Raw genomic sequence first — 13,154 nt, 5'->3', positions numbered from 1 at the left:
TTTGGCAAAGGCCCCTTATCCGGCTTGGACCAAGGCTTCGCGCAGTTCGCGCGCCGCGAAAGCAGGATCCGCGGCACTGTAAATGGCTCCGCCAGCTACCGCCACTTGAGCCCCGGCCTTCTGGACGTCGCCAATCGTCTTGATGCTGACTCCGCCAGCCACAGAGAATGGGACTTCGGCAACGATTCCGGCGTTGAGCAGCCCGTTAAGGTCGTAGCCAGGTTGCGCCTGCTCATCGAGTCCAGCGTGGAACTCCACGAATTGCGCCCCCAGGGCAATGACTTCCTTGGCCCGCTTGGCCTTGTCCGGGATGCCGATCAGGTCGACAACAATTCCCTTGTTGCGTTCCTTCGCCGCTTTCACCGCACCTGCCACGGTGGAGTCATCGGCACTGCCCAGCACGGAGACCAAGTCGGCTCCAGCAGCGAAGGCAATGTCCGCTTCCAGCTCACCGGCGTCCATGGTCTTCATATCGGCAAAGACGATCTTGTCCGGGTGGGCGCTTTTGATCGCGGCGATCGCCGAGAGGCCCTCGGCCTTGATCAGCGGCGTCCCCAGCTCGATGATATCGACGTAGGGTGCAACCTTGGCAGCCAGCTCCAAGGCGTCCTGCGTGGTCAGCAAATCGATGGCAACTTGAATTTTCATAGCTCTCTTCTTTCTTTTTAGATTCCCGCCCCAATTGGCCTGGGCGGCTTATTCCAAATTGGCGTGTCTCGTCCAGAGTTCTTCCGCCGCAAAATCCGAGTTCTTCCAGAGGATGTGGAAGATGGTTTCGGTGAGGACAAATAGCGACTGCTCGAACAAGCTGCCCGAATACTGCTGGGACAGCGAAGACCCGTGATCTGTTTTCCGCACGGCCGGAACCAGCACGGTCTCCGTAGCCAGATTCGCCAGTGGCGATGTTCCGTCGGTGGTCACAGCCAGGATCTGGGCGCCGATGCTTGCTGCCTTTTCGGCGTTCTTCACCACGCCGGAGGTGGTTCCTGAACCCGAGGCAACTACCAGGAGGTCATCCGCGCCGATCGCCGGGGTGGTGGTCTCACCCACCACATGCACTCCCAGCCCCAGATGCATCAAGCGCATGGCAGCCATGCGCAGCACAAGTCCGCTGCGGCCAGCTCCGGTGAGGAAAACCCGCGGTGCCCCGCCGATCATGCGCGCTGCCTGGGCAGCCTGGGATGCTTCCACGGTCCGCGCGCTAGCGGCAAGTTCAGCGAGAATAATCTCCCTGGCGGAAAGCACGGACTCGTCCGCCACTCTTGTCGCTGATACGGCCGGCTCTGCGCTCATGCTTTTCCCTTCGCTGGTTGCTGCGGGCTCGCTGAGCTCGCCCGGGTGAATACCTTCAATCCTCGCGAATCCTCCGGGTAGGCAATACACCGTCTTCTAGCAGTTTTTCCTACCCGAAAGGGTGGGCTGATGGCCGGTACCTGGATTAGAATCTCCCCATGGCAATGACGCACACCACCACTTCTGCCGGGCTAGGCGATCGGCTCGCACCATGGGATCTGCTGGAGAAAGTTTCGTTGCTGGCCACGTCCCCGCTGCTCGAAATTGCGCCGCGGCTGCAGTCAGCGTTATTGCCGGCCATCCGTTGTTCAGCCCTGCTGATTTTCACCGAGGATTGCACGGGCAGGCCGCAAAAGAAGGCCGGGGATGAGTCGATCACGTCAAAAGCGAGCGTTGAGGAATTGGAGCGCATAAGGCGTTCCCATCCCGAACAGGTGCGCTGGCGCGCCACGGATCTGATCGCTGGCTCGCAGCGTGAAATACTCGTTCTCCGCTACCTGCCAAGCAATGCGCTTCTGGTTCTGGTGGATCCGGCATTCGGTGAAGTACCCGTCAACCATGCCGATTCTCGGGATCTGCTTGACTACTTGTGGGACCTGACGGCCGCTCGAATCCGGGAAAAAGTTGCTGATGCGCCGCCGTCCTACCTGCGCGAATCCAGAGCGGTATCTGCCGAGCGCACGCGGGTCACCACCGAGCTGGTGGATCAATTCTCTGCGAGCCTGGACGCACTGCTGGCTACCCTGCGCAGCGGGCAAATCGCCGATGCCCCCGCGCGCCAGAAGGCCACCGAGTGGGCAGCGCAAACCCTCGTGGGCATGCGCACGCTCGATGACCGAACCAGTGGACTGGTTGAAGAACCGGTAGGCACCGCATTCAACCGCCTGCGCGATGATTTGCGCCCCCTGAGCGAGGCAGGGGAGGTGGAATTGCAGTTCATCGAGCCGCCTGCCGATGGGCGGGCTTTGCCGGGCGAGGTTGCCCACGCGGCGCGCTCGATCATCCGCGGGCTGGCCATGGTCATGATGGAGCAGCCGCAAATTCAAAGGATTCGCACGCAGTGGGATTGCGACGGGAAAAACCTGTTGATTAATGTCCGCGATGACGGCTTTGGCACGCTGGATCACCAAGCACCGGTCGTCCAAAGGCTCCAGCGCCAAGTGCAGGCGCTGAAGGGGACGCTGAATCTGTCGGCCATCGCGGGGTGGGGTACCGAAGTTGCGGTAGCGCTCCCGCTAGATGCGCCGCGAAGCTCCGCGGTTGATGTTGCCCACTGGAAATTGGCCACCCGTGAATTCGAGGTGTTGAAGCTTCTGGCTTCCGGGCAGGGCAACCGCGCCATCGCAGCAGAACTGCGAATCAGTGAAAATACGGTGAAGTTCCATATCCGGAACTTGTTCAAGAAGTTGGATGTCCACTCCCGCGCCGAAGCGGCCGCGCTGGCTCATAGCCGCGGCTTGATGGACGCCTCCTGAGATTGGCCTAGGACGCCGTGCTCCAACCTGGCTCATTTCAAGTTGGCTGGAGCCGGCGCCTGGTACCGGCTGCCGGGTCATTCCATAAGGCAGGAAGCACCCCGGCTAGAATTCGAAGTCGCCGAAGTCTCCGCCGGCACCACCGAGGAAGTCGCCGAATGCGCCTTCTGAGGCCGATGAGATCTGCTCCCCGGCGCCTGAGACGGTGTCACCCAAGCCTTCGGCCATGGACCCGAATTCCTCGCCGATTCCGGAAAAGCCTTCCAGCAAAGGACCGGCAATCGCGGTGCCGATAAATGCACCGGCCACACCACCGAGCAGGCCCATGCCCAGTCCCCCGGCACCGGCCGCCAGTCCGCCGGCCATGCGCGAGCGTCCCGACCCGGAACCGAGGATCTTCTCCATGAATCCAGGGCGCGACACTTCGGCGCGTGTTGCGGCCCGTGCCAGGTCCTGGGGCTGATCGCTGGACGGGCGCTCGGCTTCCGGCAGCTGCTCGGACAGCTCTGCCTGCAACAGCGCGCGTTGCTGCGGAGTCAAGCGCGAGAAAGCCTCGGCGTGCGCGCGCTCCATTTCCTGCGGCGGAGCGGTACGCAGCATGTACCTGTATTTCTCGATCGCTGCTTGGTCTTCACGCGAAACCCCTGCGGCAGCAGGACGCTGGTTGGAATATCCCTGGTTTCCATAGGTTGGACGCTGCTGCTGGGAATACGAGGGAGCAGTACCTCGCGATTTCTGCGGGCCCTGCGAGCTGCGCTCGCTGAGCTGCTCGCGCACATACTCGCCGGCCATCTGCTTGCCCTTGCGGATCAACTTGTTGAACATGGACACGACTATCACTCCTTGTTGAGGGGTCGGCGGAACGCTCTGCGACCGCGTCTGCCCTTTTAAACTCCTAGGCCGTGGACTTAGTTCCCACCATTTCTGCTTCGCGCTGCGGGCTGAACACCCCAGAACCGTGGCGCCAGCGGTAATAGGCCAGGCAGGCGAGGGTGAACGGAACACCGAAGTACAAGGCTGGCCGCTGCGCCGGATCAAAGGCCACGCCGATGAGTGACGCGCCAAGCAGCGCCAGGGCAATGATCGGAAGAATCGGGAACAGCGGCGCCCGGTACGGCAAGGAATCGGTGGATCCGTGCACGGCTACGTAGTGGCGGCGGAAGGACAGGTGCGATGCGCAAATCACGATCCACACGGCCACTACTGCGAAGCCCGCAATGGAAACCAGCGCGAGGAAAAGCGACTGCGCGGCAACAAAGCTGGAGAACAGCGATACTAGTCCCCCGAGCATCGACAGGCCCAGGGCCAGCATCGGGATGCCACGGCGATTGGTCTGCGACAGGACCTTGGGCGCCTGGCCTGCCGCACCCATGGAATGCAGCATGCGGGCGCAGGAATAGAGTCCCGAATTGCCTGCCGAGAGCAATGCGGTGATGATCACGAAGTTCATGATGTCGGCGCCGGCTGGCAGGCCGGCCACATCCAGCACGGTCACGAAGGGACTTTCGTCCGCCCCGGCTTCGGCATATGGGATGATCGCGGCAATGACCACAATGGCGCCGATGAAGAACACCGTCAGACGCACTACGGCGGTTCGGATGGCCCTTGGAATGCTCAGCTGGGGATTCTTCGCTTCGCCGGCGGCTACACCGATCAGCTCGGTGCCGCTGAAGGCGTAGAACACCGACAGGATGGTCACCAGCACTCCGGTGATCCCGGTCGGGAACAAGCCATCCTCGGTCTGGAAGTTCGAGAAGCCGATCGCTCCGGCATCGCTGGCCGGATTGATGCCTATGATCGTCGCGGCGCCAACAACAATGACCAGCAGCACCGCGGCCACCTTGATCAGCGCAAACCAGAACTCCGTTTCGCCGAAGACCTTCGAGGAAATAGCGTTCAAGGCAAACAGCAGGGCCGCGAAAATCAGCGAGAAGACCCACACGGACACCGAGGGGAACCAACGCTGCATCAGCAAGCCGGCCGCCGTGAATTCACTAGCCAGGGCTACCACCCAGCACAGCCAGTAGAGCCAGGCCGTGGCAAAGCCCCATGCCGGGCCGAGATCACGGGTGGCGTGGGCATGGAAACCGCCAGCCACCGGATGCCGTGCCGAGAGCTCGCCCAATCCGCTCATCACCATGTAGGCCACCAGGGCACCCACCGCGTAGGCGAGCACCGCGCCGAGCGGTCCTGCCTGGGAAATGGTGTAGCCCGAGGACACAAACAGGCCCGATCCGATGACGCCGCCCAAGGCGATCATCACCAGATGGCGCGAGGTCATGGTTCTTCGCAGGCCGGACTCTGATTCTGGAGTCTCGCGGGTGCTGGTGGTGCTCTGAATCATGGGGCTCCTTGTGAAATGAATGCGCTTCAGGATATCGAGATTGGACAGCCGTTTCGGCCGGGCGTGTCATGTGTGGTCACACAGCGTCAAGATCGGTCATTCAGGCCTTCTCCGTGTACCCTCGATGACGTGCCTACCGCAAAACGCCCCAGTAATTTCCGTGACGCCCTGAACGACCAGGGAACCCCAGCGATCATTCTCGATGGCGGCCTCGGCACTCATCTTGCCGATCGAGGCAATGACGTCACCGGGGAACTATGGTCCGCGCAGATCCTCATGGACCGTCCAGACGAGGTCCGTGCGGCGCACCAGGACTTTTTTGCAGCCGGTGCCCAGGTGGCCACCACCTGCTCCTACCAGGTCAGCCGTGACGGCCTGGCCCACGCGGGCTCTTCCGATCAGTTCGAAACGATGCTGCGCACCAGTGTGCGCCTGGCCCGGGAAGCCGCCACTGCAGATGCCGATGCCCCATCCCGTTGGGTCGCTGCCTCCGTGGGGCCCTACGGTGCGGGACCGGGTGCCGGCACTGAATACGATGGTGCTTATGGCCTGAACGCGGGCGAACTGGCCGAGTGGCACCGCGAACGCCTGGCCATTCTTGCTGCTGCCGGAGCCGACGTTGTCATCTTTGAAACCGTGCCAAGCCTTGCCGAGGTCGAAGCCCTCACTTCCCTGGCCAAGGAGCTTGAACTGCCCGCCATCCTCAGCATGAATGTTCGCGCCGATGAGCATGGGCGGATCGTCTTGGGTGATGGCACGGATCTCCGGGTTGCCGCCAAGCTTGTTGCCGAATCTCGCGCCTGGGCCGGCGTGGGCGTAAACTGCTGCCCGGTGCCGCAAGCAGTCGCCGCACTGGAAATTCTTGGCGAAGAAACCGGGCTGCCGCTCTCGGCCTACCCGAACAGCGGCGAAATCTGGGATCACGAGGCCCGCGTGTGGGTACCGGGAGCCGAAGGCAACGACCTGCCTTCTGCGGTTCCCGAACTGATCGCCGCCGGCGCTCGACTGATCGGCGGTTGCTGCCAGGTCGGCCCGGAGCAGATCACCCGGGTGCGCGAGGCAGCCCAGCGCGGCTAGAGTCCGGCGAGCTTTTCAACCGCCGCCCGGCTCGGGCTGTCAGCTTCGGTGGTATAGAACTCGATCCGGTACTCGGGCAGAGCCGGCTGGCTCAGCACGTGATAAGTCAGTTCAATGGTCCCTACCTGAGGATGATGCACTATGCGCTGTCCATAGGTGCATTCGCGGACCTTGCTGCTTGCCCAGAATTCCGCGAACTCCCTGCTGTGCATCGTCAGCTCGCCAATGAGCTCGGCGAGGTCCCGGTCCTCCGGATATCGTCCGCTGAGCATCCGCAAAAAGGCGACATGGGTTCCGGCATAGTGCTCCCATTGCCCTTCCTGTGCACGGATCTGCGGATCGAGGAACAGCATCCGCGTGGTGGATGGCCGCGTCTGCGGGTTCTGCGGTGCTTGGAAATCCAGGTGGCTGCCAAGCAGCTGGTGGCCGAGATGATTCCACGCGAGGATGTCATTGCGCCGTCCCAGCAGAAGCGCTGGAACCTGCGGCATCGCTGCCAATAAATCAAGCATGGGTCCCGGCGCGCTTTCCGCCTTGGGCCGTCGCAACTTGACGGTCGCGCGGACACCATTCAAATCCTTCAGGTGGGCGCGTTCGTCGTCATCGAGCAACAGCACCGCGGCCAACGCCTGGATGACCTGGTCCGACGCATTGGTACTGGTCCCCTGCTCCAAGCGCGTGTAATAGGCAACGCTCAACCCCGCCAGATGTGCGACTTCTTCGCGTCGCAAACCCGCGACTCGGCGACCGTCACGCACGGAGATGCCATGATCTGCCGGAGAAACCGTGGCGCGACGGTGTTTGAGGAAGCTGCCCAGGTCATTGCTTTGCATCACGCGGATAGTCTAGTCCTCCACCGGGCCGCATGGCGAAGGCGAAGGTAACCCTGCTAGTAGTACCAAGAACAGGTGCCTGTTTGCCAGGCAAAATACCAGCGAGCATGGATGGGAAACAGAACTACCAGCTAAGGATCCCGCACTCCCATGCCCCTGGCTTTGCTCGCTTTGGCCCTTGGCGCTTTCGCCATCGGAAGCACCGAATTTTTGACCAATGGATTGCTCTCCTCGCTCTCGGGCGAATTCGACGTCCCCCTTGCCCAAGCGGGCATGGTCACCACCGCTTATGCACTGGGACAGATGTGCGGGCCGGTGCTGGCATTGTCCTTGCTTCGCCTGCCGACAAAACGCACCTTGCTCATCCTCATGGCAATCTTCACCGTGGGCAATTTCCTGGCCTCGATAAGCCCGAGCTTCGGCTTCTTGCTGGGCAGCCGCTTTGTCACGGCATGGTCGCACACGGCATTTTTCGGTGTGGCCTCTGTCGCCGCGTCCGGTCTGGTTCCCGCCAAAAAGCAGGCCAGCGCGATTGCCCTGGTCTTCACCGGGTTGACCCTCTCGATGCTGCTAGGCATGCCATTGGGGACGTTGATCGGCCAGGCCGCCGGTTGGCGGGCATCCTTCCTCGTGGTCACCATCATTAGCCTGATCAGTGTGGCGGGCCTGGTGCTCTTGTTGCCTGCCGACCGGAAGCTCGAACCAGCCAGTTACCGGCAGAGCCTGCTCCCGTTCAGGAATCCACTCCTTTGGGTGGCCCTGAGCGCTACGTCCATCGGTTTCGGCGGGTTGTTCGCCTCCTTTACCTTTATCGAGCCAATGCTCACACAGGTTTCCGGGTTCAGCAGTGGCCAAGTGATTTGGCTTTTGGGAATTTATGGTGCCGGATTGGTGGTCGGCAATACGCTCTCGGGCAAAGCCGCAGACCGCGCGCTGGTTCGCACCACGGTACTCCTCTTGCTCTTGCTGGCAGTCGTCCTGGCCGTGGTGGCTTTCGGAGCCAGCTACAAGGCAGTGGTCATTCCAGCATTGTTCCTGCTCGGTGCGTGCGGCTTTGGATTGCTCACACCGTTGCAGACCTTCATTCTGCGTTTCGCCGGGCCGGGCTCGCCCCTGGTGGGGACCGCCAATACCGCGGCGCTGGGCGCGGGGATCATGCTCGGTTCGCTGCTGGGCGGGCTCATTCTGGATTCCTCCGGCAGCTTCACCGCGGTGAATCTGGCAGCGGCAGGCATGACCCTGGTCGGGTTAGTTGTGTACGTGGTGGCCGCCAGCACTTCCCCACGGAAACCACGTACACAACGCCTCGTCCAGTTCTCGGCCGACAGCTAGGCTCGCAGCTCAAGGACCTGGCGGTCTCTGTTCACCGCAGGTTCCGCCATCACCCCCATGAGCTGGGCTGCCACGCTCACTGCGATCACCGCCGGCTGCTTACCGGTCACCTGCGGAATCCCGATGGGACACTGTATCCGTGAGATCTGCTGTTCAGTATGTCCGCTGTCGGCCAGGTTCTTCCGGAAGCGGGCCCACTTGGCCTTGGACCCGATCAACCCGATGGATCCCAGAGAAGGATGGCGCAAGGCGGCATCGCTGAGGTGGAAGTCCTCGGCATGGTCATGGGTCATGATCAGTACGTGGCTGCCTTCGGGAAGGGTGCTGAGCACCTGCTCGCCCATGACCGAGACCTGGGCTTGGATCGCCGCGACGCTGGGTTGCAAGAGCGCCGCGGCCTCAATGGCTTCGGGGCGCGAATCCGTGAGACACAAGTCGATTGGGTGGCGGGAGAGGATGCGGGCCAATTCCATGCCCACATGCCCCAACCCAAAAATTGCCACCGTTTCCGGGACCGGCAACGGTTCAAGCAAGAGCTTGACTTCCCCGCCACAGCACTGCCGGCCATAGGTGGCCGGTGCCTTGTCATTAAGCCGCAGCTCCATGGTTTCCGGACTTGTTGTGCCCTGGCTGATCAACTCGCGGGCACGGGTGATGGCAGCCATTTCCAAGTTGCCACCACCCACCGTTCCAAAGGTTTCATCCGCGGAAATCACCATCTTGGCACCGGCTTCACGTGGAGCATGTCCGCGCACCGCGATGACCGTCAGCAGCACCGCAGCCCGCCGCTGGCTGCGCAAGGTGCTGACCGCGTCAATCCACGATTCCATGATTACCCACGCACCGAGTCGATAGCCCAGAACACCGCTTCAGGAGTTGCCGGCGATGCCAGCTGAACTGAAGATCCTTCCGGACCAAAGGCGGCCACTGCCTGGCGCAAGGCCTCGCGGACTGAGAACGCCAGCATCAACGGCGGCTCGCCCACCGCCTTGGATCCGTACACCGCGCCCTCTTCATGGGCCTTGTCCAGCAAGGCCACGTTGAAGACTTCGGGCATCTCGGAAAAGCTCGGGATCTTATAGGTGCTGGCCGCCTGGGTGGCCACGCGTCCACGCCCCGGACCATCGGAGCTGTCCCACCGCAGGTCCTCCAAGGTCAGCCAGCCGGTGCCCTGGACAAAACCGCCTTCGATCTGTCCCAGGTCAATCAGCGGCGAGAGCGAGTCGCCCACATCATGGACGATGTCCACCCGGCGCAGCACATAGGAGCCGTCAAAACTGCTGACTTCCACCTCGCTGGCGGCCACCCCATAGGCAAAGTACTTGAACGGGCTGCCGGTCATGCGCGACAAATCCCAATGCAGCCCCTCGGTCCGGTAGTACCCGGCGGCCGAGAGCTGGATACGCTGCATGTAGGCATCGCGCACGATCTCGCTCCACTCCAGCTCTCCGTCCTTGCCCAGAGCGGTGATCTTTCCGTGGGAAAAGCGAATATCCGCGGCCGGGACCCCCAGCTTTCCGGCGGCTACCTGGGCCAACCGAGCTTGGATCTGCTCGCACGCATCCTTGATGGCGCCCCCGTTCAGATCGCTGCCCGAACTTGCAGCCGTCGCCGACGTATTGGGCACCTTGTCGGTTCGCGTGGGGGCAATGCGCACACTCGAGAGCGGGACGCCCAGGCTGGTCGCGGCCACCTGCAGCATCTTGGTGTGCAGGCCCTGGCCCATTTCGGTGCCACCGTGGTTGACCAGTACTGAGCCGTCCTTGTACACCAGCACCAGTGCGCCGCCCTGGTTGAAGGCGGTGAGGTTGAAGGAGATGCCGAACTTCACCGGAGTGATCGCCAGCGCCCGCTTGCTGTAGCGGCTATTGGCGTTGAACGTGGCAATCTCGGCTTCGCGCCGGGCCACGTCGGCCCCGTCGAGCACCTGCTGCCAGGCGGCTTCGATCCGTTCCGGATGGCGCACCGGCTGGTAATACGGGGTGTCCTGGCCTTCGGTGTAGAAGTTGAGCCGGCGCAATTCCCTGGCCTCGATGCCCAGCTGCGGGGCAACCCGACCGAGGATATCTTCGATCACCAGCATGCCCTGTGGCCCGCCAAATCCGCGGAACGCGGTCTGCGAGGTCTTATGGCATTTGGCCACGCGGCCCGCCACCCGGATGTTGGGAATCCAGTAGGAATTATCGATATGGCACATGGCCCGGGTGAGCACCGGCTCGGACAAATCCAGGCTCCAACCGCCATCGGCGGTCAGCTGGGCGTCCAGGGCAAGGATCCGGCCCTGCGCGTCGAAGCCGATCTTCCAGGTGGCATAAAAGCCGTGGCGCTTGCCGGTCATCGTCATGTCCAGGGTGCGGTCCAGGCGAACGCGCACCGGACGCCCAGTCAGCTTGGCACCCAGGGCCGCTATGGCAGCATAGCCGTGGGGCTGCATTTCCTTGCCGCCAAAACCACCGCCCATGCGCAAAACCTGCACCGAGATTTCATGGGCCGGCACGCCAAGCACATGCGAAACGATGTCCTGTGTTTCGGTGGGATGCTGTGTGGAGCAGTGGATCAGAAGCTGCCCGTTCTCATCGATCAGCGCCAGCGAGTTCTGTGTTTCCAGGTAGAAGTGCTCCTGCCCGGCAAAGTCGAAGTCGCCCTCGAAGACGTGGGCTGCCTGTTCAAAACCTGCTTCCCAGTCGCCTTTCTGGATGACCGGCTGGATGCCGTGGAAGCTGCTTGCCTTGATGGCATCCTGCACCGTGATCAAGGATTCCAACGGCTCATAGTCCACCGAAACAGCCTTGGCACCAGCCTTGGCTGCCTCAAGATCTTCGCCGAGCACCCACGCCACCGCCTGGCCATAGAACATGACCTCCTCCACCGGAAGCAGCGGCTCGTCATGCTTGGCGCCCTGGTCGTTCACCCCGGGAATATCGGCTGCGGTGATCACCTGCACCACGCCAGGAATGGCTAGCGCCCCACTGGCATCGAGGCCCAGGATTCTTGCGTGGGCGATGGTGGATTGAACCGGATAGGCGTGCAGCACTCCGGCCAGCCGGTGGGCCAGATCTTCGGTGTATAGCGCGGTGCCGGTGACATGCGCGGCCGCCGATTCGTGGCGGTGGCGCTGGCCGGCAATGGCTGCTTCGGGACGTTGGGACAGCTGGCTCATGGCCGCATCTCCTTGCTTTGAGCTGGCACCGCTAGTTGCTGCGCATAGAAGCGCTCAAGCGAGGAAGCAAGCATGGCGGTGCGGTACTTTGCGCTGGCGCGGTGGTCATCCATGGGGGTGCCCTCGCTGGCCATCACTGCCGCCGCCTCGCGAATGGTCTCGATAGTCCACGGCTTGCCTTCCAGCATGGCCTCGGTGGCCCGTGCACGCAGCGGCGTTGCAGCCACTCCGCCCAGGCCGATGCGCGCCGTGCTGATCACGCCGTCCTCCACATCCACTGCATAGCCCACGGCCACCGAGGAAATATCATCAAAGCGCCGCTTGGAAATCTTCTGGAAGCTGGTCAGGGCAGCCAGCGGCAAGGGAAGGCGCACCGCGGTAATCAGCTCCCCGGCAGCCCGGATGGTCTGCCGGTACCCGGTGAAATACTGCGACAAGTCCACCACGCGTTGGCCTTGGGCGCTGGCCAGGACCAATTGTGCGTCCAGGGCCAGCAACGCCGGCGGGGTATCGCCGATCGGCGAACCGGTGCCAAGGTTTCCGCCCAGGGTGGCGGAGTTCCGGATCAGCCGTGAGGCAAACTGCCCGAAAAGCTGGCCCAGCAGCGGCACCTCGCCGGCGAGGTTCCGTTCCAGCTCGCTCAGGGTCAAGCCCGCGCCGAGCTCCAGGTAGTCCTTCTCCCAGCGGATCTGGCGCAGTTCCGCAAGCCGGTCGATGGCCAGGACACTGCGAGCGCGAGCGCCTTTGATATTGACCTCGACGCCCCAGTCGGTGCTGCCAGCCACCACGGTAGCCGTCGGCTCATCGGCCAGGATCTGCAGGGTTTCGGCCAGTGTTGCCGGCCGGCGGAAGCGACCGAGCTGCCCGCTGGGAGTATCGGCGGCAAAAAGGTCGGTGGCCACCGGCGCCGGGGCGCTGCCTTCCTGCCGTGCGGCCAGCGGATCGCCGGCTTCGGGCTCTCCCAGCGCGTAGGCGGCATCGCGAATCGGGCGATAGCCGGTGCAGCGGCACAGGTTGCCGGACAACGCGTGCAGGTCAAAACCGTTCGGCCCGCACTCGTGCTCCGCCGCATCCCCGGTCGCCACCTGGGCCGACCGCTCCGGCCGGTAGTACTCGGCCGCCATGGAGCAGATGAAGCCGGGGGTGCAGTACCCGCATTGTGAGCCACCGCGATCGGCCATTTCCTGCTGGACCGGATGCAGCTGGTCCACCGTGCCCAGCCCTTCGGCAGTGATCACCTCCTGCCCATCGAGCGCAGCGGCGGGAACTAGGCAGGCGTTGACCGAGGTCCAGCGGCTGCCCTGGGCATCGGTGCGCGCCAGCAGAATTGCGCAGGCACCGCACTCGCCTTCGGCGCAGCCTTCCTTGCTGCCCACCAGGCCCTGGTTGCGCAGAAAGTCCAGCGCGTTGGAATGCGGCGGACCGGCAAAGTCCAGCTCGTTGCCGTTGACGGTGATTCGGCAACCGGTTTTCAGGGAATTTTCGGCACTCATGCCGTTGACACCTCCTGCACCCTGATTTCCGGGTGCACCATGATTGATTGGGATACTGTGCGGGACAAGCCGCGCCTAGTGACCGTGCGCGATCTGGCCCCTGGACCAGGCGATGCTTTCAGCCATGGGAAGTTTCTCCTTCAAACC

General features: G+C 62.9%; 11 protein-coding genes. 3 read left to right on the top strand and 8 right to left on the bottom strand.

Going from position 1 to position 13,154, the window contains the following annotated elements:
- Nucleotides 1–15 precede the first annotated feature (15 nt).
- A complete protein-coding gene (hxlA, locus tag ACT7DV_RS08800; protein WP_444661872.1) occupies nt 16–648 on the bottom strand; it encodes a 3-hexulose-6-phosphate synthase in 633 nt (210 codons plus the stop codon).
- Between the two features lie 48 nt (nt 649–696).
- Complete coding sequence (gene hxlB, locus ACT7DV_RS08795) at nt 697–1,293, bottom strand: 6-phospho-3-hexuloisomerase (protein ID WP_444661870.1); 597 nt, start codon at nt 1,291–1,293, stop codon at nt 697–699.
- 158 nt (nt 1,294–1,451) lie between these two features.
- Between hxlB and ACT7DV_RS08790 the strand changes: the two genes are divergently transcribed.
- Nucleotides 1,452–2,768, top strand: a complete 1,317-nt coding sequence (locus ACT7DV_RS08790; RefSeq protein ID WP_444661869.1) for a LuxR C-terminal-related transcriptional regulator — start codon at nt 1,452–1,454, stop codon at nt 2,766–2,768.
- A gap of 105 nt (nt 2,769–2,873) precedes the next feature.
- On the opposite strand, the gene ACT7DV_RS08785 is transcribed toward ACT7DV_RS08790, so the two are convergent.
- Both ACT7DV_RS08785 and ACT7DV_RS08780 read right to left on the bottom strand, forming a co-directional pair.
- On the bottom strand, nt 2,874–3,593 hold the full coding sequence (locus ACT7DV_RS08785; RefSeq protein WP_444664815.1) for a hypothetical protein: 720 nt from the start codon (nt 3,591–3,593) through the stop codon (nt 2,874–2,876).
- Between the two features lie 70 nt (nt 3,594–3,663).
- Nucleotides 3,664–5,112, bottom strand: coding sequence for an amino acid permease (locus ACT7DV_RS08780; protein ID WP_444661867.1), 1,449 nt, complete (start codon nt 5,110–5,112; stop codon nt 3,664–3,666).
- Between the two features lie 129 nt (nt 5,113–5,241).
- Here ACT7DV_RS08780 and mmuM point away from each other — a divergent pair, with 129 nt between their 5' ends.
- Nucleotides 5,242–6,189, top strand: coding sequence for a homocysteine S-methyltransferase (mmuM, locus tag ACT7DV_RS08775; RefSeq protein ID WP_444661866.1), 948 nt, complete (start codon nt 5,242–5,244; stop codon nt 6,187–6,189).
- Here mmuM and ACT7DV_RS08770 read toward each other — a convergent pair.
- Nucleotides 6,186–7,022, bottom strand: a complete 837-nt coding sequence (locus tag ACT7DV_RS08770) for a helix-turn-helix transcriptional regulator (protein WP_444664813.1) — start codon at nt 7,020–7,022, stop codon at nt 6,186–6,188. The two genes, mmuM and ACT7DV_RS08770, sit on opposite strands and share 4 nt — an antisense overlap.
- A gap of 150 nt (nt 7,023–7,172) precedes the next feature.
- On the opposite strand from ACT7DV_RS08770, the gene ACT7DV_RS08765 reads away from it, so the two are divergent.
- Entirely contained in the window at nt 7,173–8,354 is a 1,182-nt protein-coding gene (locus ACT7DV_RS08765; RefSeq protein ID WP_444661864.1) for an MFS transporter, read from the top strand.
- Here ACT7DV_RS08765 and xdhC read toward each other — a convergent pair.
- Genes xdhC through ACT7DV_RS08750 form a run of 3 tightly spaced genes read right to left on the bottom strand, consistent with a single transcriptional unit; the run spans nt 8,351 to nt 13,007 of the window.
- The gene (xdhC, locus tag ACT7DV_RS08760; RefSeq protein ID WP_444661862.1) at nt 8,351–9,184 is read right to left on the bottom strand and encodes a xanthine dehydrogenase accessory protein XdhC; all 834 of its coding nucleotides are present in this window, start codon (nt 9,182–9,184) and stop codon (nt 8,351–8,353) included. The two genes, ACT7DV_RS08765 and xdhC, sit on opposite strands and share 4 nt — an antisense overlap.
- A gap of 2 nt (nt 9,185–9,186) precedes the next feature.
- The gene (gene xdhB / locus ACT7DV_RS08755; RefSeq protein ID WP_444661860.1) at nt 9,187–11,514 is read right to left on the bottom strand and encodes a xanthine dehydrogenase molybdopterin binding subunit; all 2,328 of its coding nucleotides are present in this window, start codon (nt 11,512–11,514) and stop codon (nt 9,187–9,189) included.
- On the bottom strand, nt 11,511–13,007 hold the full coding sequence (locus ACT7DV_RS08750) for a xanthine dehydrogenase small subunit (RefSeq protein ID WP_444661859.1): 1,497 nt from the start codon (nt 13,005–13,007) through the stop codon (nt 11,511–11,513). The genes xdhB and ACT7DV_RS08750 overlap by 4 nt, the downstream gene beginning before the upstream one ends.
- Between the last annotated feature and the right edge of the window lie 147 nt (nt 13,008–13,154).

Origin of the sequence: Glutamicibacter sp. TV12E (assembly GCF_052441935.1) — a bacterium.
Classification (GTDB): domain Bacteria; phylum Actinomycetota; class Actinomycetes; order Actinomycetales; family Micrococcaceae; genus Glutamicibacter.
The sequence above is the reverse complement of the archived record's forward strand: the minus strand, read 5'-3'. Positions and strand labels throughout refer to the sequence as shown.

Coding starts and splice junctions, on each gene's coding strand:
- hxlA (WP_444661872.1), bottom strand. CDS start 648: ATGAAAATTCAAGTTGCCATCGATTTGCTGACCACGCAGGACGCCTTG.
- hxlB (WP_444661870.1), bottom strand. CDS start 1,293: ATGAGCGCAGAGCCGGCCGTATCAGCGACAAGAGTGGCGGACGAGTCC.
- ACT7DV_RS08790 (WP_444661869.1), top strand. CDS start 1,452: ATGGCAATGACGCACACCACCACTTCTGCCGGGCTAGGCGATCGGCTC.
- ACT7DV_RS08785 (WP_444664815.1), bottom strand. CDS start 3,593: ATGTTCAACAAGTTGATCCGCAAGGGCAAGCAGATGGCCGGCGAGTAT.
- ACT7DV_RS08780 (WP_444661867.1), bottom strand. CDS start 5,112: ATGATTCAGAGCACCACCAGCACCCGCGAGACTCCAGAATCAGAGTCC.
- ACT7DV_RS08770 (WP_444664813.1), bottom strand. CDS start 7,022: ATGCAAAGCAATGACCTGGGCAGCTTCCTCAAACACCGTCGCGCCACG.
- ACT7DV_RS08765 (WP_444661864.1), top strand. CDS start 7,173: ATGCCCCTGGCTTTGCTCGCTTTGGCCCTTGGCGCTTTCGCCATCGGA.
- xdhC (WP_444661862.1), bottom strand. CDS start 9,184: ATGGAATCGTGGATTGACGCGGTCAGCACCTTGCGCAGCCAGCGGCGG.
- xdhB (WP_444661860.1), bottom strand. CDS start 11,514: ATGAGCCAGCTGTCCCAACGTCCCGAAGCAGCCATTGCCGGCCAGCGC.
- ACT7DV_RS08750 (WP_444661859.1), bottom strand. CDS start 13,007: ATGAGTGCCGAAAATTCCCTGAAAACCGGTTGCCGAATCACCGTCAAC.